Genomic DNA, 24,639 nt, shown 5'->3' on the forward strand with positions numbered 1-24,639 from the left:
AAGACCCATGACCAAAGCGGAACTCTCTCTCGTCCTGCCCGAAGTGCTGCTCGCCCTTTATGCGATGGGCGTGCTGCTGTTCGGCGTCTGGACCGGCAAGGACAAGGTCGCGAAGCCCATTCTGTGGGCTTCGGCGGCGACCATGCTGGCGCTGGCGCTGATCATCGGCATGGGCACCGGCAAGGACACGGCCTTTGGCGGGCTTTTCATCGCCGACGGCTTTGCGCGCTTCTCGAAAGTGGTGATCCTGATCTCGGCCGCCGCCGTTCTGGCGATGAGCTCGGACTACATGGGCCGTCGCGGCCTGCTGCGGTTCGAATATCCGATCCTGATCGTGCTGGCCGTCGTCGGCATGATGATGATGGTATCGGCGGGCGATCTGATGTCGCTTTACGTCGGGCTCGAGCTGCAATCGCTCGCGCTTTACGTCGTCGCGGCGCTGCGTCGGGACTCGGCGGTGTCGTCGGAAGCCGGTCTGAAATACTTCGTGCTCGGCTCGCTGTCGTCGGGTCTGCTGCTTTACGGCGCCTCGCTCGTCTATGGCTTCGCGGGCACCACCACCTTCTCGGGCATCATCACCGTGGTCGAGCAAGGCCACCTGCCGATCGGCCTGCTGTTCGGTCTGGTGTTCCTGCTCGCGGGCCTTGCCTTCAAGGTCTCGGCCGTGCCCTTCCACATGTGGACGCCCGACGTCTACGAAGGCTCGCCCACCCCGGTCACCGCCTTCTTTGCCACCGCGCCGAAACTGGCCGCGATGGCGCTGATCGCGCGGGTCGTGCATGACGCCTTCGGTCAGGTGCCGGGCGAATGGGGTCAGGTTCTGGCCGCGCTCGCGCTCGCCTCGATGTATCTCGGCGCCATCGCCGGGATCGGTCAGCGCGACATCAAGCGCCTGATGGCCTATTCCTCGATCTCGCACATGGGCTTTGCGCTTCTGGGCCTGAGCGCGGGCAGTGCCGAGGGCGTGCAGTCGATGCTGATCTACATGACGATCTATATCGTGATGAACGTCGGCACCTTCGCCTTCATCCTGTCGATGGAGCGCGACGGCAAGCCGGTGACGGAAATCGCGGCGCTGAACATGCTGTCGAAGACCGACCCGGTGAAGGCCTTTGCGCTCTTGGTGCTGCTGTTCAGCTTGGCCGGTGTGCCGCCGATGCTCGGCTTCTTCGCGAAATTCGCCGTCATCAAGGCGTCGATCGCGGCGGGCTTCGTCTGGGTGCCGGTGGCGGCGGTCGTGGCCTCGGTCATCGGTGCCTTCTACTACCTGCGCATCGTCTACTTCATGTACTTCGGCGACAAATCCGAGCCGCTCGACGGCCGGATGCCGGTGCTGCAATTCGCCTTCCTCGTGCTGGCGGCTGTGGCGATGGTGGGCGGCGCGATCAACATGGTCGGCATCGAAGGCGCGGCGCAGGCTGCGGCGGCCTCCCTTGTCCAGTGAGGACGACTGGCCCGAGGGTGTGGCCCGCCACGTCCTTGGGCAGACAGACTCGACCATGGCCGAAGCGGCCAGACTGGCTCCGCATCTTGCGGGGCCAGCTTGGGTTTTTGCCCATCGTCAAACCGCGGGGCGGGGCAGGCGGGGCCGCGACTGGCTGATGCCGGAGGGCAATTTCGCCGCGACGCTGGTGCTGCGCCCGGCGGTGACGCCCGCGACGGCGGCGCTGTATTCCTTTGTCGCGGCGCTCGCGCTCGATGCGGCGCTGGCCGAGGTTACCGGCCCCGGTCCCGTCACCGCGATCAAATGGCCCAATGACGTGCTGCTGAACGGCGGCAAGGTCGCCGGGATCTTGCTCGAAAGCGTCGGCACCGGCGGGCAGATCAGCCATCTTGCCATCGGCATCGGCGTCAATCTGGCCGAGGCGCCGCCCGCCGCGGCGCTCGAACCGGGCGCCGTCGTCCCGGTGTCGCTGGTGGGCGAAACCGGGCTGAAGATCGCCCCGCTGGATTTCCTGTCGCCGCTCGCGCGGGCCTTCGCGCATTATGCCGCAACCTTCGAGCGCTATGGTTTCCCCCCCATTCGCGCGGCATGGCTTGCCCGCGCCGCAAGGATCGGGCAAAGGATCACCGCCCGCACCGGCACCGAGAGCACCACGGGCACCTTCGAGACGATCGACGACACCGGCGCGCTGATCCTTGTGACCGGCTCGGGGCGGCGGGCGATCTCGGCGGCGGACATCTTCTTCTGAGGGCAAGCCCCATGCTTCTGTGCATCGACTGCGGCAACACCAACACCGTGTTTTCGGTCTGGGACGGGGTGGAGTTCACCGCCACCTGGCGCATCGCCACCGACCATCGCCGCACCGCCGACGAATATTTCGTCTGGCTGAACACGCTGATGCAACTCAAGGGCATGCAGGGCAGGATTTCCGAGGCGATCATCTCCTCGACCGCGCCGCGCGTCGTCTTCAACCTCCGAGTGCTCTGCAACCGCTATTTCGATTGCCGCCCCTATGTCGTCGGCAAGCCGGGCTGCGAATTGCCGGTCGCGCCGCGCGTCGATGTCGGCACCACCGTCGGGCCGGACCGTCTGGTGAACACCGTGGCAGGCTTCGAACGCCACGGCGGCGATCTGATCGTCGTCGATTTCGGCACCGCCACCACCTTCGACGTGGTCGCCCCCGATGGCGCCTATATCGGCGGCGTGATCGCGCCGGGGGTGAACCTGAGCCTTGAGGCGCTGCATATGGCGGCAGCCGCCCTGCCGCATGTCGATGTCACGAAACCGCAAGGCGTGATCGGCACGAATACGGTAGCCTGTATCCAATCCGGGGTGTATTGGGGCTATATCGGCCTTGTCGAAGGCATCGTGCGGCAGATCCGGATGGAGCGTGACCGCCCGATGAAGGTGATTGCCACCGGGGGTCTTGCCTCGCTCTTCGATCTGGGGTTCGATCTGTTCGATAAGGTCGAGGACGACCTGACCATGCATGGTCTGCGTCTGATCTTCGATTACAACAAGGGACTTGGGGCGTGAGCGAGCGACTGATCTACCTTCCTCTGGGCGGTGCCGGCGAAGTCGGCATGAATGCCTATGTCTATGGCTATGGGCCCGAGGGGAAGGAACGGCTGATCGTCGTCGATCTGGGTGTGACCTTCCCGGATATGGACGGCTCGCCCGGGGTCGATCTGATCATGGCCGACACGGCTTGGCTTGAAGCCAACGTCAACCGGATCGATGCGATCTTCCTCACCCACGGTCACGAGGACCATATCGGCGCGATGCCGCATCTGTGGCCCAAGCTGCGCGCGCCGGTCTTCACCCGCCGCTTCACCGCCGCGCTTGTCGCAATCAAGATGGAAGAGGCCGGGATGGCCTCGGACATGATCCGCGTGGTCGAGCCGCGGCCGAAGGCGGTCGATGTCGGCCCGTTCCGGGTGCAATTCGTCCCCGTCAGCCACTCGATCCCGGAAAGCTCGGCCTTGATCATCGACACGCCCGCGGGGCGCATCGTGCATACGGGCGACTTCAAGCTTGATGGCAATCCGGTGGTGGGCGAGCCCTTCGACCCGCTCGAATGGCACGAGATCGCGAACGAGGGCGCGGGCATCAAGGTGCTCTGCTGCGACTCGACGAACGTCTTCACCCACAACCCGGGCCGGTCGGAATCGACGCTGGTGGCGCCGCTGCGCGATTTCATCGCCTCGCAAAAGGGGATGGTGGTGGCGACCACCTTCGCCTCGAACGTCGCGCGTCTGAAAACGCTGGCCGAAGCGGGCCGGGCCGCCGGTCGGTCCGTCTGTCTTCTCGGCCGGGCCATGCGCAAGATGGTGCAGGTCGCGGAAGAGGCGAATGTTCTCAAGGGCTTTCCGGGCACAATTCAGCCCGAGGATGCGGTCGATGTGCCGCGTGACAGCCTGATGCTGATCGTCACCGGCTCGCAGGGCGAACGCCGGGCGGCGACGGCGCAGCTCAGCCGCGGCAAATATCTGGGCCTGTCGATGAAGGAAGGGGACACGTTCCTCTTCTCCTCGAAGGTCATTCCGGGCAACGAGCGTGGCGTGATCCGGATCATGAACGCGTTTTCCGAAATGGGCGTCGATGTGGTCGATGACCGGGGCGGGCTTTACCACGTCTCGGGCCACGCGAACCGCCCCGACCTCGAGGCGGTGCATGACCTGCTGCGGCCGCAGATCCTCATTCCGATGCATGGCGAGCACCGCCACCTGCGCGAGCACGCGAAGATCGCGCTGTCGAAGGGCATCGCGACCGAGGTGGCGACGAACGGCACGATGCTTGACCTGACCGGCCCCGCGCCGAAGGTGGTCGAATATATCGAGACCGGGCGGTTTTATCTGGATGGCACGGTGCTGATCGGCGCGCTCGACGGGGTGGTGCGTGAGCGTATCCGCATGGCGCTGAACGGCCATGTGCTGATCACCGTGATCATCGACGAGGACGACGTGCCCTTGGGCGATGCCTGGGTCGAGCTGATGGGCCTGCCCGAGCGCGGCAAGTCAGGCGGCGACATGATGAAGATCATCGAGGACGAGCTCTCGGCCTTCCTTGAAACCGCGCCCGAGAAGATCGTGCGCGATGACGACAAGCTGGACGAGGCGCTGCGCCGCATCGCCCGGCAGGTCGCGATGGAAGAGATCGGCAAGAAGCCCGAGGTGACGGTCGTCGTCTCGCGGCTGATGGCCGACTGAGCCTTTCGGTCTTCCGAAGGACGCGGGCCTCGGCACAGCCGGGGCCTTTCGTTTTGGGGCTTCGCTGTTGCAGCAATGCCCGTATGCGCCGGTATGCCGCAAAGCTGCGTGAATTCCGCCTCTTCCGTTCTTGCGCCGTCACTGTGCAGGATTATCTGGACCGCAGATCAGAACAAGAAATCAGCCAAAGGCTTTGACATGACGCCCATCGACGACCATCCGCTGCGCTATGCGTTGGTGAACGAGCTTCACGCCCGGCCGTTTCCCTCGGTCGGTGTTCCTGCCCATGTCGTCTATCTTGCGATCAAGGAGCCCTTCGACGCGGCCAACCGCGACCGCGCCAAGGATCACACCCATCTGTGCAACCTGCTGACCCGCTATGGCGCGGCGATCCCGCCCGCCGATGTCACGCATTACTCGGGCGAGATCGGCCGTCACACGCTGAAATGGGACAGCCACACCGAATTCACCACCTTCCTTGCCTATGCGCCGGGGATTTCCGCGCGGCCCTTCGATCCGGCCGAGGCCGAGGTGTTTCCGACCGACTGGATTCAGTCGGCGCCGGGGCGACGGCTGGCGGCGGTCTCGATCCGCATTGACGAGCTGCCCGAGGATACCGAGGCGATCCTGCCCTTGATCGACAGCTGGTTCGTGCCCGAAAGCCTTGTGTGCACCTGGGTGCTCGAGGAAACCGCGGTGATCGCCACCGACTTCCGCATCGACCCGGCGGGGCAGATGCGCTTTGCGGTCTTTGCCAAGCCCGGCACGGGGCAGGGGCGGATTGGTCGCATCGTGCAGCGGATCTGCGAGCTCGAGACCTATCGCGCGATGTCGATGCTGGGTCTGGGCCGGGCGCGGGCGCTGACGCAGACGCTGAATGCGCTCGACCCCGAGCTGACCAATCTCGTCGCGCTGATGAACGACGACGCCCATCCGGCCGAGGATACGCTGCACCGGCTGCTGGAGGTCTCGACCGAGCTTGAAAGCCTTGCGGTGACGAACACGTTCCGGTTCTCGGCCACCGCGGCCTATGAGGCGATCGTGAACGAGCGGGTCGAGGTGCTTCGTGAAAGCCGCTTCCACGGGCGGCAGAAGTTCTCCGAATTCATGAACCGCCGCTATGATCCGGCGATGCGGACGGTGAAATCGGCCGAGGTGCGTCTGAATGCGATGGTCGAACGCGCGGCACGGGCGGGCGAATTGCTGCGCACCCGGGTCGATGTGGCGCGGCAGGCGCAGAACCAGAAACTCTTGGAAAGCATGGACCGGCGCTCGGATCTGCAATTGCAGCTGCAACGCACGGTCGAGGGGCTGTCGGTGGTGGCGATCAGCTATTACGCGGTCAGCCTTGCGGGCTATGCCGTCTATCCGATCGCCAAGGAGCTGGGCCTGTCGAAGGAAATGGCCGTCGCCGGTCTGACGCCCTTCGTCGTCGCGATCGTCTGGCTGGCCCTGCGCCGGATCCGGAACGGCGTCGGGCACTGACCTCTTTCCGGCCGCAACAGCTTCAATGACAAAAGAAAAGGGGGCCGGTTGGCCCCCTGATGCTTTTCCGGATCGGCTGTTCAGACGCCGCGCGCCAGCGCCGCGACGCCGGTGCGGGCCACGTCGACCAGACCGAGCGGCCGCATCAGCTCGGCAAAGGCGTCGATCTTTTCCGAGGTGCCGGTGATCTCGAAGATGAAGCTTTCGAGCGTGCTGTCGACCACCGAAGCGCGGAAGATATCGGCTAGACGCAAAGATTCCACCCGCTTCTCCCCGGTCGCCGTGACCTTGAACAGCGCCAGTTCCCGCTCGACCGCGCGGGCCTCGGTCGTCAGGTCATGGACCTCGTGCACCGGCACGATACGGCCAAGCTGGGCGCGGATCTGCTCGATCACCGCTTCGGTGCCGCGGGTCACGATGGTGATGCGGCTCCGGTGCCCCTTGTGGTCGATCTCGGCCACGGTGAGGCTGTCGATGTTGTAGCCGCGCCCGGAAAAGAGCCCGATCACGCGGGCTAGAACCCCTGGTTCGTTCTCGACGATGACGGCGAGCGTGTGGCTGCGTTCGATATCCGAATGGAAGTCGCGCAGGTCATAGGCGGAGTGGCTCGACGAGCCTTTCTTGATGTTCAGAGCGGCCATGGGCTCTCTCCTCTCAACGTATGTCTTCTTCTTGGCGCAAATACGCCGGGGGTCCGGGGGCAGCGCCCCCGGCGCTCTCACACCAGCGCGGCGCCGCCGCGGAAGGCCTCGGCATCGGCCGACAGCAGCATGTCGTTATGCGGCTTGCCCGAGGGGATCATCGGGAAGCAGTTCTCGTGCTTCTCGACGAGGCAATCGAACAGCACCGGACCGTCGTGGTTGATCATTTCCATGATCGCGTCGTCCAGTTCCTTCGGATCGCGGCAGAGGATGCCCTTCCAGCCGAAGCTCTCGGCCAGTTTCACGAAATCGGGCAGGCTTTCCGACCAGCTTTGCGAATAGCGCCCGCCATGCAGCAGATCCTGCCATTGCCGCACCATCCCCAGACGCTCGTTGTTCAGGATGAACTGCTTGACCGGGGTGCGGAACTGCGTCGCCGTGCCCATTTCCTGCATGTTCATCAGCCACGAGGCCTCGCCGGCGATGTTGATCACAAGCGCGTCCGGATGCGCGATCTGCACCCCGATCGAGGCCGGGAAGCCATAGCCCATCGTGCCGAGACCGCCCGAGGTCATCCAGCGGTTCGGCGCCTCGAAGCCCAGATATTGCGCCGCCCACATCTGATGCTGGCCCACTTCCGTGGTGATGTAGCGGTTGCGCCCCTTGGTCAGGGCCTCCAGCCGCTCCAGCGCATATTGCGGTTTGATGATGCTGTCCGAATTCGTGTAGGCGAGGCAGCGGATCTTCTTCCACTCCTCGATCTTGTGCCACCACTTGGCCAGACCGTCCTTGTTCACCTTGCGCCCGCGCGCCTTCCAGACCTTCAGCAGGTCTTCCAGCACATGGCCGATGTCGCCCACGATCGGCAGATCGACGGTGATGATCTTGTTGATCGACGAGGCGTCGATATCGACATGCGCCTTGGTCGAATGGGGGCTGAAATCGGCGACGCGCCCGGTGATGCGGTCGTCAAACCGCGCGCCGAGGTTGATCATCAGATCGCAGCCATGCATCGCGAGGTTGGCCTCGTAGAGCCCATGCATGCCGAGCATGCCCAGCCACGACTTTCCGGAGGCCGGATAGGCGCCGAGCCCCATCAGCGTCGAGGTGATCGGGAAGCCCGTCGCATCGACGAGTTCGCGCAGCAGCTGCGACGCCCCGGCGCCCGAGTTGATCACGCCACCGCCGGTGTAGAACACCGGCCGCTCGGCCTTTTCGATCAGCTCGACGAGCTTGGTGATCGCGTCGAGATCGCCTTTCACCTTCGGCTGATAGTGATCGACACGGGCGAGCTTCGGCCCGGTATATTGGCCGGTGGCGAATTGCACGTCCTTCGGCAGGTCGATCAGCACCGGGCCCGGACGGCCCGAGGTGGCGACATGGAAGGCCTGATGGATCGTTTCGCTCAGCTTCGCCGGGTCCTTCACCAGCCAGTTGTGCTTGGTGCAGGGACGGGTGATGCCGATCGTGTCGGCCTCCTGAAAGCCGTCGGTGCCGATCATGAAGGTCGGCACCTGACCCGAGAAGACGACGAGCGGAATGCTGTCCATCAGCGCGTCCGTCAGGCCCGTCACGGCATTCGTCGCGCCGGGGCCAGAGGTCACCAGCACCACCCCCGGCTTGCCGGTCGAGCGGGCATAGCCCTCGGCCATGTGCACCGCCGCCTGTTCATGCCGCACGAGGATGTGGCGGATGTCGTTTTGCTGGAAGATCGCGTCATAGATCGGAAGAACCGCGCCGCCCGGATATCCGAAGATCGTATCGACCCCCTGATCCTTCAGCGCCTGCACCACCATTTCCGCGCCGGTCATCTGCCGCGACATCTTCTCCGTCCTTTCCGGGGGTTTCGAACCCCGCCCGTTCGTCAACAAAAAGCCCCCGCTGGGTTGGCGAGGGCGCATGGGAACCATCATGGTCGACCGTCACCGGCCCATGCGCCAATCCTTCCCTACGACAAGAAGCGAGAGCATCGCTGATCCTTTCCCACTATCGCGGCGGACATTAGGGGGCTGCGGCAACAGCGTCAACGGCAAAACCGTGAATATAATGTCGCGCTTTGGGCAAATTGCATTGCGAAAATTGCGCAAACCGGCAAGTCGCGCGACATTTCCGAAAATTCGCCCCCGGTTCTGGCGGCGCAAGGGCGTATTTGGACCAAGAAGAAACCGCCGCCGAGTCGGGAGAGATGCAGTTTCCCGCCTCGGTTGCAAAGGCCGGGGGCGGCGCGTTTTCGCTTTTCTTCTTTGGTCAAATCTTTAGGTTAAGGGCAGTTCGGACCGTCTCTTCGTCGAATTTTCGCGGGATTGGTAAGAAAAGCGGACCGGATCGGCCCGAATTTCTTGATTTACGCAGCACAACCCGGCAAGGAAGTCCGCAGCCCCCGCAGTGGGGTCAAGGGAAATAAGGGAAGGGGAGGAGACGATGGGCGCTTTGCTTGCCCTCGCACGGGGCATCGACCGCATCAACGAATTCATCGGCAAATCGGTGTCGTGGCTCATTCTGGTGGCGGTGCTGGTCTCTGCCATCAACGCGGCCATCCGCAAGATCTTCGACGTCTCGTCGAACGCCTGGCTTGAAGCGCAGTGGTATCTGTTCGGCGCGGCCTTCCTGCTCGCCGCCGCCTATACGCTGAAGCAAAACGAGCATATCCGCATCGACATCGTTTACGGCGCCTTCTCGCGCCGCATCCAGCACTGGATCGATCTGTTCGGCCATGTCTTCTTCCTGATGCCCTTCCTTGTGCTGATGCTGTGGCTGATGTTCCCCTGGCTGATGATGTCGGTGCGCTCGGGCGAGGTTTCGACCAACTCCGGCGGTCTGATCATCTGGCCGGCGAAATCGCTGCTGCTGATCGGCTTCGGGCTGCTTTTCCTGCAGGGCATTTCTGAAATCATCAAGAAGGTCGGCGTGATGCTGGGGCTGATCCCCGATCCGCATACCTTCACGGGCCACCATGGCGCTGCCGAGGCCTTCGTCGAAGAGGAAGGCATCTGATGCTGATGGAACTCATCGCGCAGAACATGGCGCCGATCATGTTCGTCTCGCTGATCATCTTCCTGCTGCTCGGCTATCCCGTCGCCTTTTCGCTCGCCGCGAACGGTCTGGTGTTCTTTATCGTCGGCGTCGAACTTGCGCCGCTCTCGGGCGGTTCGATCAACCTTGACTGGCCGCTTCTGCTGGCGATGCCGGAACGGTTCTGGGGGGTCTTGTCGAACGAGACATTGCTCGCCATTCCCTTCTTCACCTTCATGGGGATCGTGCTGGAGAAATCCGGCATGGCCGAGGATCTGCTCGACACCATCGGGCAGCTTTTCGGGCCGATCCGCGGTGGTCTCGCCTATGCGGTGATCATCGTCGGCGCGCTTCTGGCCGCGACGACCGGCGTCGTGGCCGCTTCCGTGATCGCGATGGGGCTGATCTCGCTGCCGATCATGCTGCGTTACGGCTATGACCGGCGGATTGCGAGCGGTGTCATTGCCGCCTCGGGGACGCTGGCGCAGATCATCCCGCCCTCGCTTGTGCTGATCGTTCTGGCCGACCAGCTCGGCCGCTCGGTGGGCGACATGTACAAGGGCGCGATGATCCCGGGGCTCGTGCTGACCGGGCTTTACATGCTCTATGTGCTCGTCATGTCGATCGTGAAACCGGCCTCGATGCCCGCGCTGCCGAAAGAGGCGCGCACGCTCGGCTCGGGGGTGATGTCCTTCTTTGTCGCCATGGCGATCGCGATTGCGGTCTATTTCCTTGCCGCGCAGTGGCTGGCGACGACGGCTGCGGCGAAGAACACGCCGATCCTGGCCTCGTCGATCGCGGTGATCTTCGTGTATCTGATGGCGCTGATCGACAAGGCGAGCGGGCTCGACCGGATGAGCCACCTGGCGCAACAGGTGATCATCGTGCTGATCCCGCCGCTGGCGCTGATCTTCCTCGTGCTGGGCACCATCTTCCTTGGCGTCGCGACGCCGACCGAGGGCGGCGCGATGGGCGCGGTGGGGGCCTTGATCCTGTCGGGGGTGAAGAAGCGGCTGTCGATGGAGGTCGTGCGCGAGGCGCTGGCCGCCACGACCCGGCTCTCGGCCTTCGTGATGTTCATCCTGCTCGGCGCGCGGGTGTTCTCGCTCACCTTCTACGGGGTGAACGGGCATATCTGGGTCGAGCATCTGCTGGTGTCGCTGCCGGGCGGCGAGATGGGCTTCCTGATCTTCGTCTCGATGCTGGTGTTCTTCCTCGCCTTCTTCCTCGATTTCTTCGAGCTGGCCTTCATCATCGTGCCGCTGCTGGTCGCGCCTGCCGAGAAGCTGGGCATCGACCTGATCTGGTTCGGGGTGATCCTGGGCGTGAACATGCAGACCTCGTTCATGCACCCGCCGTTCGGCTTTGCGCTGTTCTTCCTGCGCTCGGTTGCGCCGAAGGTGCCGTTCCTCGACAAGGTGACGGGCAAGCTGACCGATCCGGTGAAGACCTCCGAGATCTATTGGGGCGCGGTGCCGTTCGTCGGCATCCAGATCCTGATGATCGGGGTGGTGATCGCCTTCCCGAGCCTTGTGATGCATTACAAGGGCAAGCCGGTGGATGTGTCGCATGTCAAGGTCGTGGTGCCGGGCGGTGGCGTCGGCGGTGGTCTGGGCGGCGGGTTGAGCCTGCCGGGGGGCATGGGCCTGCCGCCGATCGGGGGCAAGCCCGCGGCCGGTGGCGCGATCCCCGCGCCGGGCGGGCTTGGCGGTCTGCCGCCGGGTCTGGGTGCGCCCTCGGGCAAGCCGGTGACCCCGCCTGCAGGCGGCGCGAGCCTCGGCATTCCGGCGCCGATGGGTCTGGGCGGAGCGCCGATCTCGGGCAACTGAGACAGGTGACAGAAAAGACGGCGGTCCTTCGGGGCCGCCGTTTTCGTTTGAGCCGATCCAACGGAGGATCGGGCGGAACAGGAAAGGCACCGCCTTTCCCCGCCCGCTGGCGCACCTGCGTCTGCAAGACCGCATCCCCAAGCGACCGAGAGGCCGGCGCCTGCCCCGGCGGGCGAGAAGCGCCCGCCATGGGCGGGGCGGGCGCTGGCCGAGGGCCTTTGGGCCCCCGGCGGTCACGGGGCCACTGTTGCGCGGGGCCTCGGCGATGGCCTCGGCCAGGCTTGGTCCTTGCCCGTTCAACCCTTGCGTGATTTCCGCCGCATCGCGGCAAATGCCGTAACGTCAATTCTGCGCTGCGGCCTTTCGCCCGTGCGACCGCTTGACACGAGGACCCCGAGCCGTCGGAATAGGCGCGAGGAGTGAGGACCCTCGCGCGCAGCCCCGAGGAAGGCCGCCGTGCGGGGTCGTATCGAGGGAGGGACCCATGCAGAATTCGATGATGCACATGCCGCTGGTGATCGGCTCGCTGGCCGATCATGCCGAGCGCTTTCACACCGCGACCGAGGTGGTCTCGGTCGAAACCACGGGCGAGGTGACGCATACCAGCTGGGGCGAGGTGATCGGCAACGCCCGCCGTCTGGCCTCGGCTTTGGAGATGCACGGCGTGATGCAGGGCGACCGCTGCGGCACCATCGCCTGGAACACCCGCCGCCATCTGGAAATCTATTTCGGCGTCTCGGGCGGCGGCATGGTCTGCCACACGCTGAACCCCCGCCTGTCGGCCGAGCAGCTGGTCTATATCGTCAATGACGCGCGCGACCGGGTGCTGTTCATCGACCGCGGCTTCGTGGCGACCATCGCCGGGCTGATCGACCAGATGCCGACGGTGAAGATGGTGGTGATGATGGGTGCGCGCGACGAGGCGCTGGCGCTGCAACTCGAAGGCATGGTCTTTTACGACGAGCTGATCGCGCAGGGCGATGTCACCTTCAAATGGCCGAAGTTTGCCGAAACCGAGCCCTCGTCGCTGTGCTACACCTCGGGCACGACCGGGCACCCGAAGGGCGTGCTTTACACCCACCGCTCGACGCTGCTGCACACGCTGGCGGGCAATTCGCCCGACGGGCTGGCGCTGTCGGCGCGTGACACGGTGATGCCCGCGGTGCCGATGTTCCACGTCAACGCCTGGGGCATTCCCTATATCGCCGCCGCGGTTGGGGCGAAACTGGTGCTGCCCGGCCCGAAGCTGGATGGCGAGAGCCTTGCGCGGCTGATCGCGGGCGAGCGGGTGACGCTGGCGCTTGGCGTGCCGACGGTCTGGCTTGGTCTTCTGCAGGGGCTCGAGGCGACCGGGGCGGATGTCTCCTGCCTGCGCCGCGCCATGGTCGGCGGCACGGCGCTGCCGCCCTCGATGATCGCCGAATTCCGCGACAAATACGGCGTTGACCTCGTGCATATCTGGGGCATGACGGAAACCAGCCCCTTGGGCACGGTGAACCAGCTTTTGCAAAAGCACGTCGAACTGCCGCCCGAGGACCAGGCCGAACGCCGTCTGGCGCAGGGGCGCCCGCCCTTTGGCGTGCAGCTGCGTCTGGTGGACAGCGCCGGTCACGTCCTGCCGCATGATGGCGTCACGCAAGGCGAATTGCAGATTCGCGGCCATTGGGTCGTCGACACCTATTACAACAAGGACCGCTCGGCCCTGACCTTCGACGGCTGGTTCGATACCGGCGACATCGCCACCATCGATCCCGATGGCTTCATGGTGATCCGCGACCGCTCGAAGGACATCATCAAATCGGGCGGCGAGTGGATCTCCACGGTCGAGCTTGAAAACATCGCCATCGCCCATCCCGCCGTGGTCAATGCCGCCGCCATCGCCGCGCGGCATCCGAAATGGGACGAGCGCCCGGTGGTGATCGTGCAGCGCCATCTGCGCATGGAAGTGTCCGAGGAAGAGATCCTCGCCTGCTACAAGGGCAAGGTGCCGAGCTGGCAGATCCCCGACCGGGTGCTCTTCATCGACAACCTGCCTCTGGGTGCCACGGGCAAGGTGGTCAAGGCGCGGCTGCGCGAGCTTTACGGCGATGTGCTGATGCCGGAAGAAGAGGCCGTCTGAGGTCTTTGGCGGGCGGGAAGGACATGGCCTTTCCCGCCCCCCTTGCCCGAGACGCGCGGGGATTGTATGACCCGGCCAACCCCGCGAAAGGACAGTGCCATGCGCGCCGAAATGCTCAATATCGTGGAAGCGATCCGCAAGACGCTCAAGCTGCTTGCGCAGCGCATGGATCTCGAGACCGCGCCGCACCGGCTCGAGGAATTCAACGCCATGATCGAACATGGCGATCTGTGGTCCGACCCGGCCCGCGCGCAAAAGCTGATGCGCGAGCGCCAGACCCTGATGGACAAGCTCGAAACCTATCGCCGGATCGACCGCGATCTGACCGACAACATCGAGCTGATCGAACTGGGCGAGATGGAGGACGATCCGGAAATCGTCTCGGAAGCCGAGAAATCCCTGCGCGCGCTGAAGGAACTCGCCGCGGCGAAGGAGCTTGAGGCGCTGCTCGATGGCGAGGCCGACGGCAACGACACCTTCCTTGAAATCAACGCGGGCGCGGGCGGCACGGAAAGCTGCGACTGGGCCTCGATGCTGGCGCGGATGTATACCCGCTGGGCCGAGAAAAAAGGCTACACGGTCGAGTTGCAATCGGAAACCGCGGGTGACGAAGCGGGCATCCGCTCGGTCGCCTACAAGATTTCCGGGCAGAACGCCTATGGCTGGCTGAAGTCGGAATCGGGCGTGCATCGCCTCGTGCGGATCTCGCCCTATGACTCTGCCGCGCGGCGGCATACCTCGTTCAGCTCGGTCTGGGTCTATCCGGTCGTTGACGACAATATCGAGATCGAGATCCCGGCCTCCGATATCCGCATCGACACCTATCGCTCGTCGGGCGCCGGTGGGCAGCACGTCAACACCACCGACTCGGCGGTGCGGATCACCCACTTGCCGACCAATATCGTCGTGACCTCGTCGATGAAATCGCAGCACCAGAACCGCGAAGCCGCGATGATCGCGCTGCGCGCGCGGCTCTATCAGCTCGAACTCGACAAGCGCAACGCGGCGATCAACGCGCAGCACGAAGCCAAGGGCGATGCGGGCTGGGGCAACCAGATCCGCTCTTACGTCCTGCAGCCCTATCAGATGGTGAAAGACCTGCGCACCGGCCACGAGACCTCGGACACGCAGGGCGTGCTCGATGGCGACATCGACGCCTTCATGGCGGCGACTTTGGCGATGGATGTGGCGGGCAAATCGCGCGCCGACGCGAATTCGGACGATTGAGCCGGTGGCGGCACGGATCTACATCACCGGCGCCGCCGGGTCAGGAACCTCGACGCTGGGCCGCGCGCTTGCTGCCGACCTCGATCTGCCCTTTCTCGATACCGACGATTTCTACTGGGCGCCGACCGCGCAGCCCTTCACACAAAAACGCCCTGTGACCGAACGGCTGGCGCTGATCTCGGCGGCGCAGCTGGGGCAGGGGCTGGATGGCGGCTGGGTGCTGGCGGGCTCCTGCGACGGCTGGGGCGACACGGCGATTGCCGGGGCCGAGCTGATCGTCTTCCTGACCGCGCCGACGCCGGTGCGGCTGGCGCGCATCCGCCGCCGCGAGGGCGAGAAATTCGGCGCCCGCATCAAGCCCGGCGGCGACATGGAACATGCCCACGCGCAATTCCTGAAATGGGCGGCGAGCTATGACGAGCCCTATTTCTCGGGCCGGTCGCTGACACGCCATCGCAACTGGCTCTCGGGCCGTCCCGAGCCGGTGCTGGAACTGTCCGGCTCGATGCCGCTTGAGGAATTGCTGGCGAAGGTGCTGGCGCGGCTCGCGGCGCTCTGAGCCGCATCCTCTTTATCTTGCCACAAATACCTCGGGGTCCGGGGCAGAGCCCCGGCCTTTGCCTCAAGCCCCCCGGCCAAAGAAAAAGGGCGGCCAAAGCCGCCCTTTCGTCCCGGTCAAGGGAAAGACTTACTTGCCCGTATAGGGCAGGTCGGCCGCCGGCGGCATCAGCTTGGGGGCATTCGCGCCTTGCAGCGGGTCGTCCTGACGCTGCACCGAGCCTTCGAAATGCGCGCCGCTTTCGATCGCGATGGTCTTGTGGATGATGTCGCCTTCGACCCGAGCGGTCGAGGTCAGACGCACCTTCAGGCCGCGCACGCGACCGACGACGCGGCCATGCACGACGACGTCATCGGCGACGATCTCGCCCTTGATCGTGGCGCTTTCGCCAACGGTCAGCAGATGCGCGCGGATATCGCCTTCGACGATCCCTTCGACCTGCACGTCGCCGGTGGTCTTGATGTTGCCGGTCACCGTCAGGTCTGCCGACAGCACCGAAGCGGCTGCCTTCGGCCGCGGCGCGGCGGGAACGAAATCGCCCAGCGAGCGCGGCGGGATGGTGCCCGACTCGGGTTTCTTCTCGGGTTCGGAGGCCGCTTTCGGGCCGGGTTCGTGGATCTTGCTTTTAGAAAACATCCTGAGCCGCCTTGATGAAGGTCATCGGATTGATGGGGGCGCCACCGATCCGGATTTCATAGTGCAGATGCGGTCCCGTGGACCGTCCGGTATTTCCACTATCACCAATTACATCCCCGCGCGACACCTTTTGCCCGACCTTCACGCGGATTTTGGACAGATGGCCATAGACGGTGGAGACGCCGAACTTGTGGCGCAGCTTGATCACCTGACCATAGCCGTTCTCCCAGCCCGCATCGGTGACGACCCCATCGGCGGGCGCATGCACGTCCATGCCGACCGGACCGGCCAGATCGATCCCCGCATGCAGCCGCCCCCAGCGATAGCCCATCGGCGAGGTGAAACGGTAGCCGCCTTTCAGCGGAATCGCATAGGGCAGCTGATCGACGGCGATGCGATACATGTTCATCTCGTCGAGCTGTTTCAGGATGCCCTTGGCGCGGGCAAGGTCTTCGCTGTTGTCGACAAAGCCCTTGGTCGAGATCGCCGCCGACAAGAGCGGCCCGCCCGAGCCCGAGTAGCCGCGGCGGATCTCGCGCAGGATGTCGTCCGGGTCCATGCCCGACTTGCGGAACATCCGGTCGAGCGGCTCCATCGAGACCGTCACCGCGCCTTCGAGCGTGTCGAAGATCTCGGCGTTGCGTTCCTCGATCTGGCGGCGTTCCTGCAGCGCCTGATCGGCTTCGGCGCGCGCGCTTTCGGCGGTGCGGGTGGCGCGGTCGCGCTCGCGCGCCGTGGTGTCGAGCGCCGAGGACAGCAGATCGACGGTGCCGTCCATCTCGCCGACGCGCTGGCGCAGCGCCGCGGCGCTGCCCGAGCCGGTGCCGCGGGTCTTGTCCAGTTCCGCCCGCGCGGTGTCGCGCTCGGTCATCGTGCGCTTCAGCGTCGTCTGGATCACGTTGATGCCGGTTTCCAGCTCGCGGCGGCGTTCTTCCGACAAAAGCAGCTGCGACTGCATCCGCGACACCTGATCGAGCGCCAGCTGAAAACGTTTTTGCGCCGCCAGCGCCTCGGCCGCGCGGGCATCGCGCTCATGCGACAGGCTTTCGAGACGCGCCTCGAATTGCGCCCGCGCGATCGCCGATTGCTCGCGCGCGCCGCCCGAGGAAATCCCGTCGATGAACAGAAGCGAGGTCGCGATCACCGACCACAGGAACAGCACCAGCCCCGCCATCAGCGTCATGGCCTGCGTGAGCGGGCGCATCCGCACGAAGCGGGTCGCATCCTCCGATTTCAGGAACAGGCGTTGTTCGGGAAGCCACCGGTCAAGCACCACATTGATGCGGTCGAGTATCCGTCTGGGCAAAGCGGTTTTCCTGTCTTGCGGGCAGGGCCCGGTCTTACCACGCGGGCAGCGCCCGGTCCTTGCCGGACTTACCAACTGCCGTGGCCACGGTGCAACCGCTTTCACCCGCGCGGGCGGGACGCGCCGCGTCGGGGGGGGCGGTTTGGGCGAAAACCTGCCGAAAACCGCCCCTTGGACCAGAGGCGGATCAGGCCAGCGCCTGTACCGCCGCCAGAACCGCCTCGGCATGGCCCTTGACCGAGACCTTGGGCCAGACCTGCGCCACCGTGCCCGTGGCGTCGATCAGGAAGGTGGCGCGCTGGATCCCCATCGAGGTGCGGCCATACATGCTTTTCTCGACCCAGGTGCCGTAAGCGTCGCAAACCGCGCCGCTTTCATCCGAGACGAGCGCGACACCGAGCGCGTGCTTGGCGCAGAATTTCGCATGCGATTTCGTGCTGTCCTTGGAAATCCCCACCACGATCGCGCCCGCCGCGTCGAAATCGGGGCCGAGACGGGTGAAATCCAGCGCCTCGGTGGTGCAGCCGGGGGTATCGTCCTTGGGGTAGAAATAGAGCACCACCTTGCGCGGTGCGAGGCTGGAGAGCGTCAATTCCCCCGTCTCTTCGCCCTGACGGGTGACGGGAAGGGTGAAATCTGGCGCCTTTTCGCCGATAGCGATCATTTGCGTTCCTCCTTGTCGGATGCGTAAATTAGAGTAGGGCAGAAGAACGCGCGGTCAAAGGGGCGCGACGCCAAGGGCAGGATGAACGAAACGAACGACATTTCGGATCTCGGGGGGCCTCCTCGCGAGCATGAGACGGCAGCGCCGTCGCTGTTGGCATGGCCGCGGCGGCGGCTGGGGATCTGGCTGGTTCTGGGGCTGGCTTTGCTCGCCGCGATGTTGGCGGTCGCAACGGTGGCCCTGACGCATCTGCCGGTGCCGGTGCCGCATGCGCTTGTCAGCCGGATCGAGGCGCGCGCCAATGCCGCGCTGGCCGGGCGGATGGTGCTGCATGTGGGCTCGGCCTCGCTTGTCATCGAAGAGGGCTTCGCCCCCGAGGTGCGGCTGGGCATGGTGCAGATCGCCCAGCCCTCCGGCCTGCCGCTGGCGGTTCTGCCCGAACTGCGCACGCGCCTGCGGCCCGAGGAACTTTTGCGCGGTCGGGTACTGCCGCAGCGGCTGCAGATCGCCGGGGCTTCGGTGGCGCTTTTCCGCGGGGCGGATGGGCGGATCGATCTCAATCTCGGCAATGGCGGGGCGATCAAACTTGATCTGACCGATCCGCTGAAGGTCACCGACAGTATCGAGGCGATCTTTGCCACTCCGGCGCTGCAGGGCGTGACCGAGGTCTCGGCCGAGGATCTGCATATCCGCATGGTCGACGAGCGGCTGGAGCGGATCTGGGAAGTGTCGCAGGGGCGGTTCCGCCTGACCCAGACGGCCGAGGCGATCGGGCTGACGCTGGCCTTCGATGTCGGCGCCAAGGATGCGCTGCCCGCGCAGGTGGCGCTGACCGCCTCGACGCAAAAGCACAGCCCCGCCGCCGAATTCGGCGCCGCCGTGACCGGGATGCCCGCCGCCGATCTGGCGGTGCAATCGCCTGCGCTGGCGGTTTTGCGCACGCTCGATGCGCCGATCTCGGGCACGCTGCGCTCGGGCATCACCGAGGAAGGCGTGGTGCGTCAGCTTGATGCGAGCCTGCATATCGGGCAGGGCGCGCTGCAACCCTCCGAGGCGGTGAAGCCCGTGCCCTTCGACGCGGCCGATCTGCGGCTGAGCTATCAGCCCCACAGCGGCGTGGTCGAGATCAGCCGTCTTGATCTGCAAAGCCGGGCCTTGCGGCTGGCGGCGACCGGCACGGTGCGGCTGGCCGATTTCGAAAAGGGCCTGCCGCGCGAGGCGTTGGCGCAGGTGACGCTCTCGGACATCGCTTCCGACCCGGAGGGGCTGTTCGAGAAACCGGCGCGGTTTTCGCAAGGCGCGATCGACCTGCGGCTGCGGCTTGATCCGTTCCGCGTCGATCTGGGGCAGGTGCAACTGGTCGAGGGCAGCCGCCGGATTTCCGCCAAGGGGCAGGTTCTGGCCGGGCCCGCGGGCTGGCGCGTGGCCTTCGATGCCGGGGTGGGGGCGATCAGCAGCGCGGATCTGCTGGCGCTCTGGCCGAAATCGCTGGTGCCGCCGACCCGCGAATGGCTGGCAGAAAACGTCGCCACCGGCGAATTGCGCAATGTTCACGCGGCCTTGCGGCTGGTTCCGAAAGTGCCGCCGCGGCTTGAGCTCGGCTATGAATTCCGCGGTGCCGAGGTGAAGGTGCTGCGCACGCTGCCCCCTGTGCGCGAAGGGCGTGGCTTCGCCGGCATCACCGAGAACAAGCACACGCTGATGGTCGAGGAGGGCACGTTGCAGGCGCCCTCGGGCGGGCAGATCGAGGTGGCGGATTCGGTGATGACCGTGCCCGACATCCGCGAAAAACCCGCGCGCGCCGAGGTGAAGCTGGTCACCCGCGCCCCGATTCCCGCGGCGCTGTCGCTGCTTGATCAGGAGCCGTTCCATTTCATGTCGAAGGCCGGGCGCGGCACCGACATTGCCACCGGCTGGGCCGAGGCCCGCACGCAGCTGCGCTTTCAGATGAAGAAGCGCATCCTGACCGAGGATGTCGATTTTCAGGTCGCGGCGCGGCTGACCGACGTCGTCTCCGACAAGATCGTGCCGGGCCACACGCTGACCTCGCCGCGGCTGACGCTGACCGCCGATCGCGCCGGGATGGTGATTTCGGGCGCGGGAACCTTTGATATCGTGCCGTTCCAGGGCCGCTGGGCGCAGCGCTTCGGGCCGGAGTTCCGCGGCATCTCGCGCGTCGATGGCTTTGTCGAGGTGACGCCCGAGGGGCTCGATCATTTCAAGATCGCGCTGCCCAAGGGCTCGGTTCTGGGCGAGGGCTGGGGCTCGCTTGTGATCGATCTGCACAAGGATCAGGTGCCGGCCTATCGCTTTGCCTCGGACCTGAAGGGGCTGAAGCTTGCGATCCCCGAAGTGGGCTGGTCGAAGGGCGCGGCGGCGACGGGGCGGATCGAGGTGGCAGGGCATCTGGGCCCGGTGGCCTCGGTCGACAGTCTGAAGGCCAGCGCGCCCGGGATCGCGGCCGAAGGGCGGCTGCAGATTTCCGACAAGGGCTTCGAGAAGGCGATCTTCAGCAAGCTTGCGATCGGCAAATGGTTCGATGGCGTCGTCGATCTGATCGGCCGCGGCAAGGGGCGGGTGCCCGATGTGAAGGTGCATTCCGGCTGGCTCGATCTGCGCAGCGCAAGCTTTGGCGGTGCGGCAGCTGGCGGCGGAACCGGCGGCGCAGGTCGCGCGGGCGCGGGCGGTGGCGCTGCGACAGGGGCGGGCAACCGGATCGACGCGCAGCTCGACCGGCTGACGGTCTCGAGCGGCATCGCGCTCACGCCGCTTTCGGGGCAGTTCACCAGCAAGAGCGGCTTTTCGGGCGATTTTCGCGGCAGGGTGAATGGCGGCCCCGAAGTGACGGGCGCGGTGCTGCCGACCGGAAACGGGCGTTCCGCGGTGCGGATCACCGGGCCCGATGCCGGGGCGGCGCTGGCCGCGGCGGGGGTGTTCTCGAAGGCCCGCGGCGGCACGCTCGATCTGACGCTGATGCCGGTCGAGACGAAAAGCTACGACGGGCGTCTGGCCGTGTCGAACCTGCGGGTGAAGGACGCGCCGGTGCTGGCCTCGATGCTGTCGGCGGCCTCGGTGATCGGGCTTCTGGAACAGCTCAACGGCGAGGGCATCCTGTTTTCCGATGTGTCGGGGCGGTTCCATCTGTCGCCGCAGGGCGTCTCGGTCACCTCGGGGCAGGCGGTCGGCGCCTCGATGGGCGTGACGATGAACGGCAATTATTACCCCGACACCAAGGCCATCGACATGCAGGGCGTGGTGACGCCCTTCTATCTGGTCAATGCCATCGGGCAGATCTTCGCGCGCAAGGGCGAGGGGCTCTTTGGCTTCAACTACCGCATGCGGGGCACCTCGGACGCGCCGCGCATCGCGATCAACCCGCTGTCGATCTTCACCCCCGGCATGTTCCGCGAGATCTTCCGCCGCGCTCCGCCGAAACTGGTAACCGAATGAACCTTTCCGACTTCGACTTCGACCTTCCCGAGGGGCTGATCGCCACCCGGCCCGCCCGTCCGCGCACCGCGGCGAAGCTGCTGGTGGCGACGCCCGAGGCGATCCGCGATCTGACCGTGGCGGATCTGCCCGATCTGCTTGGCCCCGGGGATCGGCTTGTGCTGAACACGACGAAGGTCATTCCGGCGCGGCTCTCGGGCAGGCGCACGCGCCAAAGCGCGCAAGGCGAGGTGGTGGCGAAAGTCGAGGTGACGCTTCTCGAACCCGCTCCGGGCGGGGACTGGATGGCCTTGGCGAAACCGCTGCGCAAGCTGAAGGAAGGCGAGGAGATCGTCTTTTCCGCGTCCCTGTCGGCCCGGGTCGAGGCGATCGCCGAGGCGCAGATGCGCATCCGCTTCAACCTGACCGGACCGGATTTCGACGCGGCGCTGGCGGAAGCCGGGGCGATGCCGCTGCCGCCCTATATCGCGGCCCTGCGCGCGCCCGACGAGCAGGACAAGACCGATTACCAGACCGTCTTCGCGCAAAATCCGGGGGCTGTCGCCGCGCCCACGGCCAGCCTGCATTTCACCCCGGAACTTCTTGAAAAGCTGCGCGAAAAAGGCGTTCAGTTCACCGAGGTGACGCTGCATGTCGGCGCCGGAACCTTCCTGCCCGTCAAGGTCGAGGATGTCACGACGCACAGAATGCATGCGGAATGGGGCGAGGTGTCCGCCCAAGCCGCGGCCGAGATCAACGCGACGAAGCTTGCTGGCGGGCGGGTGATTCCGGTCGGCACGACGGCGCTGCGGCTGATCGAGAGCGCCGCGACCGGGCCGGGCGTGATCGCGCCTTTCGCCGCCACGACCGACATCTTCATCTATCCGGGCTACCGCTTCCGCATCGCCGATGCACTGATGACGAATTTCCACCTGCCGAAATCGACGCTGCTGATGCTGGTGTCCGCCCTGATGGGGCAAGAGCGCATTCGCGAAATCTATGCCCATGCGCTCACGAAGAATTATCGCTTCTTCTCTTATGGTGATGCCTCGCTTCTGCTACCCGGGTGACGACCCCAAACTGCGAGTATTCCGATGCTGTCCGTTCTGCGTTCCACCTGGCCACTGCTTCTGGGCGTGATGCTGCTGATGGTCGGCAACGGCATGCAGGGCACGCTTTTGGGCATCCGCGGCGCGCTTGAAGGCATCGGCACCTACAAGATGTCGATGGTGATGTCGGCCTATTTCGTGGGCTTCCTGCTGGGCTCGCATTTCACCCCGCAGATGATCGCGCGGGTGGGCCATGTGCGGGTCTTCGCCGCCCTTGGCAGCATGATTTCCGCGGTGCTGATCCTCTATCCGGCCTGGCCGAACTGGATCGGCTGGGCGGCGATGCGGGTGGTGATCGGATTTTCCTTCTCGGGCGTCTATATCACCGCCGAAAGCTGGCTGAACGCCTCGGTCAGCAACCGGATGCGGGGGCAGGCGCTTTCGGCCTATATGATCGTGCAGATGATCGGCATCATCTCGGGGCAGGCGCTGATGAACGTCGGCGATCCGGGCGGGTATCTGTTGTTCGTCATCCCCTCGGTGCTGGTCTCGGTCGCCTTCACGCCGATACTTTTGTCGGTCGCGCCCGCCCCCGAATTTTCCGAGGTGCGGCGGCTGAATTTCCGCAAGCTTTTCGCCGTCTCGCCGCTCGGCGTCGTGGCGATGTTCCTGATGGGAGGCGTCTTCTCGGCGCTGTTCGGGATGGTCTCGGTCTGGGGCACCTCGGCGGGTCTGTCGGTCAAGCAGATTTCGATCTTCGTTGGTGCGATCTATCTGGGCGGGCTTGTGGCGCAATATCCGATTGGCTGGATGTCCGACCGGATGGACCGGCGCAAGCTGATCCTGCAGGTGGCGATCATCGGCGCGGCGGCGATGTTTGCGGCTGCGGTGCTGAATCCCGGCTTCTGGGCGCTGGTCGGCCTTGGCGCGGTGATCGGCGGCGTCGCCAACCCCCTTTACGGCCTGCTCATCGCCTATACGAACGACTATCTCGACAAGACCGACATGGCTGCGGCCTCGGGCGGGCTTCTTTTCGTCAACGGCGTCGGGGCGATCAGCGGCCCGCCGGTCACCGGCTGGCTGATGGAGCGCACGGGCTCGGGCGGCTTCTTCCTGTATGTCGCGATCCTGATGGCGGGCATCGCGCTTTACGCGGGTTGGCGCATCCTGCGCGCGCCCGGACGGGCCGGGGCTTATCCGGCCTCTTTCGCGGTGGTCTCCCCCGCCGCAACCGCGCTCGCGGTCGAGGCGGTGCTCGACTCGGGGGGTGAGGGCGGCAAGTCGCGCGGTTCGCATACTGCCTGAGCCTTGGGCAATCTGCCGCAGTTTTGGGCAAAATGGGGCAGAGTTGCGGACCAATTCTCTGCGGATGCGGGGCGGGCTTGCAATTCTCGGGCCGGTTGGCACGCTGACAGGGCTGCTCCTAACCCAAGGGGGGACACATGGATGAGATCACCGAAGTGATCGCGTACTGGCACGACGATGTCGGCCCGGATCGCTGGTACAACGCAACACCCGAACTCGATGCCGAGATCCGCACCCGCTATCAGGGGTTGTGGGAGCGCGCACGAACGGGCGCCTGTGATGATTGGGCGCAATCGGCCGTGGGCGCGCTCGCGCTCTGCATCCTCTTCGATCAGATGCCGCGCAACATGTTCCGCGGCGAGAAACTGGCCTTCGCGACGGACGCGCAGGCCCGCAAGGTGGCCGATGCCGCGATCGAGCGTGGCTTCGACATGGAAATCGTCGATCCGCTGCGGCAGTTCTTCTATGTGCCGTTCATGCATTCCGAAAGCCTTGCCGATCAGGAACGCGGTGTGCGTCTGGCGGCGGAACGGATGCCGGACGAGCATCTGCTGCACGCCAAAGCCCATCGCGCGGTGATCGCGCGGTTCGGCCGCTTCCCGTGGCGCAACGAACTCGTTGGCCGTTATTCCTCGGACGAGGAAGCCGTCTTCCTGTGGCAGGGCGGTTACGAGCGGATGCTGGCGCACGTCGCCCGCTGAATGATCGCACCAGATCCCGAAACG

At 65.3% G+C, this 24,639-nt stretch carries 19 protein-coding genes; 14 read left to right on the top strand and 5 right to left on the bottom strand.

What is annotated here, in order from left to right:
- The first annotated feature begins 7 nt into the window (after window positions 1–7).
- The 5 genes from nuoN (at window position 8) to C8J30_RS00925 (ending at window position 6,138) form a co-directional block, all read left to right on the top strand.
- Window positions 8–1,444, top strand: coding sequence for an NADH-quinone oxidoreductase subunit NuoN (gene nuoN, locus C8J30_RS00905; protein ID WP_110803852.1), 1,437 nt, complete (start codon window positions 8–10; stop codon window positions 1,442–1,444).
- The gene (locus C8J30_RS00910) at window positions 1,434–2,192 is read left to right on the top strand and encodes a biotin--[acetyl-CoA-carboxylase] ligase (RefSeq protein ID WP_110803853.1); all 759 of its coding nucleotides are present in this window, start codon (window positions 1,434–1,436) and stop codon (window positions 2,190–2,192) included. Before nuoN ends, C8J30_RS00910 begins: the two co-directional genes overlap by 11 nt.
- 11 nt (window positions 2,193–2,203) lie before the next feature.
- Complete coding sequence (locus C8J30_RS00915) at window positions 2,204–2,980, top strand: type III pantothenate kinase (RefSeq protein ID WP_110803854.1); 777 nt, start codon at window positions 2,204–2,206, stop codon at window positions 2,978–2,980.
- A gap of 47 nt (window positions 2,981–3,027) precedes the next feature.
- Complete coding sequence (locus tag C8J30_RS00920; protein ID WP_181420753.1) at window positions 3,028–4,653, top strand: ribonuclease J; 1,626 nt, start codon at window positions 3,028–3,030, stop codon at window positions 4,651–4,653.
- Between the two features lie 198 nt (window positions 4,654–4,851).
- Window positions 4,852–6,138 (top strand): DUF3422 family protein, encoded by a 1,287-nt coding sequence (locus C8J30_RS00925; RefSeq protein ID WP_110803856.1) that lies wholly within the window; start codon window positions 4,852–4,854, stop codon window positions 6,136–6,138.
- 80 nt (window positions 6,139–6,218) lie between these two features.
- Here C8J30_RS00925 and ilvN read toward each other — a convergent pair whose 3' ends face one another.
- Together ilvN and C8J30_RS00935 are read right to left on the bottom strand one after the other, a co-directional pair.
- Window positions 6,219–6,779 (bottom strand): acetolactate synthase small subunit, encoded by a 561-nt coding sequence (gene ilvN, locus C8J30_RS00930; RefSeq protein ID WP_110803857.1) that lies wholly within the window; start codon window positions 6,777–6,779, stop codon window positions 6,219–6,221.
- A 77-nt stretch (window positions 6,780–6,856) separates the two neighbouring features.
- Window positions 6,857–8,602 (bottom strand): acetolactate synthase 3 large subunit, encoded by a 1,746-nt coding sequence (locus C8J30_RS00935; protein ID WP_110803858.1) that lies wholly within the window; start codon window positions 8,600–8,602, stop codon window positions 6,857–6,859.
- A gap of 598 nt (window positions 8,603–9,200) precedes the next feature.
- Here C8J30_RS00935 and C8J30_RS00940 point away from each other — a divergent pair.
- From C8J30_RS00940 to C8J30_RS00960, 5 genes are all read left to right on the top strand, one after another.
- Window positions 9,201–9,773: a TRAP transporter small permease subunit gene (locus C8J30_RS00940; RefSeq protein WP_110803859.1), complete on the top strand. Its 573-nt coding sequence runs from the start codon at window positions 9,201–9,203 to the stop codon at window positions 9,771–9,773.
- A 2-nt stretch (window positions 9,774–9,775) separates the two neighbouring features.
- Window positions 9,776–11,620 (top strand): TRAP transporter large permease, encoded by a 1,845-nt coding sequence (locus C8J30_RS00945; RefSeq protein WP_110804262.1) that lies wholly within the window; start codon window positions 9,776–9,778, stop codon window positions 11,618–11,620.
- Window positions 11,621–12,104: 484 nt separating this feature from the next.
- On the top strand, window positions 12,105–13,739 hold the full coding sequence (locus tag C8J30_RS00950) for a long-chain fatty acid--CoA ligase (protein ID WP_110803860.1): 1,635 nt from the start codon (window positions 12,105–12,107) through the stop codon (window positions 13,737–13,739).
- 99 nt (window positions 13,740–13,838) lie between these two features.
- The gene (gene prfB, locus C8J30_RS00955) at window positions 13,839–14,966 is read left to right on the top strand and encodes a peptide chain release factor 2 (RefSeq protein ID WP_110803861.1); all 1,128 of its coding nucleotides are present in this window, start codon (window positions 13,839–13,841) and stop codon (window positions 14,964–14,966) included.
- A gap of 4 nt (window positions 14,967–14,970) precedes the next feature.
- Entirely contained in the window at window positions 14,971–15,525 is a 555-nt protein-coding gene (locus C8J30_RS00960) for an AAA family ATPase (RefSeq protein ID WP_110803862.1), read from the top strand.
- A 129-nt stretch (window positions 15,526–15,654) separates the two neighbouring features.
- Here the strand turns inward: C8J30_RS00960 and C8J30_RS00965 are convergent, their stop codons facing one another.
- The 3 genes from C8J30_RS00965 to C8J30_RS00975 form a co-directional block, all read right to left on the bottom strand.
- Window positions 15,655–16,161, bottom strand: a complete 507-nt coding sequence (locus C8J30_RS00965; RefSeq protein ID WP_110803863.1) for a bactofilin family protein — start codon at window positions 16,159–16,161, stop codon at window positions 15,655–15,657.
- Window positions 16,151–17,467, bottom strand: a complete 1,317-nt coding sequence (locus C8J30_RS00970) for a M23 family metallopeptidase (protein ID WP_110803864.1) — start codon at window positions 17,465–17,467, stop codon at window positions 16,151–16,153. Before C8J30_RS00970 ends, C8J30_RS00965 begins: the two co-directional genes overlap by 11 nt.
- 187 nt (window positions 17,468–17,654) lie before the next feature.
- Window positions 17,655–18,131, bottom strand: coding sequence for a peroxiredoxin (locus C8J30_RS00975; protein WP_110803865.1), 477 nt, complete (start codon window positions 18,129–18,131; stop codon window positions 17,655–17,657).
- Window positions 18,132–18,284: 153 nt separating this feature from the next.
- Here C8J30_RS00975 and C8J30_RS00980 point away from each other — a divergent pair, with 153 nt between their 5' ends.
- The 4 genes from C8J30_RS00980 (at window position 18,285) to C8J30_RS00995 (ending at window position 24,615) form a co-directional block, all read left to right on the top strand.
- On the top strand, window positions 18,285–21,581 hold the full coding sequence (locus C8J30_RS00980) for an AsmA-like C-terminal region-containing protein (RefSeq protein WP_220033682.1): 3,297 nt from the start codon (window positions 18,285–18,287) through the stop codon (window positions 21,579–21,581).
- The gene (gene queA, locus C8J30_RS00985) at window positions 21,578–22,630 is read left to right on the top strand and encodes a tRNA preQ1(34) S-adenosylmethionine ribosyltransferase-isomerase QueA (protein WP_110803867.1); all 1,053 of its coding nucleotides are present in this window, start codon (window positions 21,578–21,580) and stop codon (window positions 22,628–22,630) included. The genes C8J30_RS00980 and queA overlap by 4 nt, the downstream gene beginning before the upstream one ends.
- Window positions 22,631–22,654: 24 nt before the next feature.
- Entirely contained in the window at window positions 22,655–23,914 is a 1,260-nt protein-coding gene (locus C8J30_RS00990; RefSeq protein WP_110803868.1) for an MFS transporter, read from the top strand.
- Between the two features lie 137 nt (window positions 23,915–24,051).
- Complete coding sequence (locus C8J30_RS00995; RefSeq protein ID WP_110803869.1) at window positions 24,052–24,615, top strand: DUF924 family protein; 564 nt, start codon at window positions 24,052–24,054, stop codon at window positions 24,613–24,615.
- The last annotated feature ends 24 nt before the right edge of the window (window positions 24,616–24,639 follow it).

It is taken from the genome of Rhodobacter viridis (assembly GCF_003217355.1).
GTDB classification, from domain to species: domain Bacteria; phylum Pseudomonadota; class Alphaproteobacteria; order Rhodobacterales; family Rhodobacteraceae; genus Rhodobacter; species Rhodobacter viridis.

What these genes read in the sequence shown, in the direction of transcription:
- nuoN (WP_110803852.1), top strand. Translation starts at nt 8, where the DNA reads ATGACCAAAGCGGAACTCTCTCTCGTCCTGCCCGAAGTGCTGCTCGCC.
- C8J30_RS00915 (WP_110803854.1), top strand. Translation starts at nt 2,204, where the DNA reads ATGCTTCTGTGCATCGACTGCGGCAACACCAACACCGTGTTTTCGGTC.
- C8J30_RS00920 (WP_181420753.1), top strand. Translation starts at nt 3,028, where the DNA reads ATGAATGCCTATGTCTATGGCTATGGGCCCGAGGGGAAGGAACGGCTG.
- C8J30_RS00925 (WP_110803856.1), top strand. Translation starts at nt 4,852, where the DNA reads ATGACGCCCATCGACGACCATCCGCTGCGCTATGCGTTGGTGAACGAG.
- ilvN (WP_110803857.1), bottom strand. Translation starts at nt 6,779, where the DNA reads ATGGCCGCTCTGAACATCAAGAAAGGCTCGTCGAGCCACTCCGCCTAT.
- C8J30_RS00935 (WP_110803858.1), bottom strand. Translation starts at nt 8,602, where the DNA reads ATGTCGCGGCAGATGACCGGCGCGGAAATGGTGGTGCAGGCGCTGAAG.
- C8J30_RS00940 (WP_110803859.1), top strand. Translation starts at nt 9,201, where the DNA reads ATGGGCGCTTTGCTTGCCCTCGCACGGGGCATCGACCGCATCAACGAA.
- C8J30_RS00950 (WP_110803860.1), top strand. Translation starts at nt 12,105, where the DNA reads ATGCAGAATTCGATGATGCACATGCCGCTGGTGATCGGCTCGCTGGCC.
- prfB (WP_110803861.1), top strand. Translation starts at nt 13,839, where the DNA reads ATGCGCGCCGAAATGCTCAATATCGTGGAAGCGATCCGCAAGACGCTC.
- C8J30_RS00965 (WP_110803863.1), bottom strand. Translation starts at nt 16,161, where the DNA reads ATGTTTTCTAAAAGCAAGATCCACGAACCCGGCCCGAAAGCGGCCTCC.
- C8J30_RS00975 (WP_110803865.1), bottom strand. Translation starts at nt 18,131, where the DNA reads ATGATCGCTATCGGCGAAAAGGCGCCAGATTTCACCCTTCCCGTCACC.
- queA (WP_110803867.1), top strand. Translation starts at nt 21,578, where the DNA reads ATGAACCTTTCCGACTTCGACTTCGACCTTCCCGAGGGGCTGATCGCC.
- C8J30_RS00990 (WP_110803868.1), top strand. Translation starts at nt 22,655, where the DNA reads ATGCTGTCCGTTCTGCGTTCCACCTGGCCACTGCTTCTGGGCGTGATG.
- C8J30_RS00995 (WP_110803869.1), top strand. Translation starts at nt 24,052, where the DNA reads ATGGATGAGATCACCGAAGTGATCGCGTACTGGCACGACGATGTCGGC.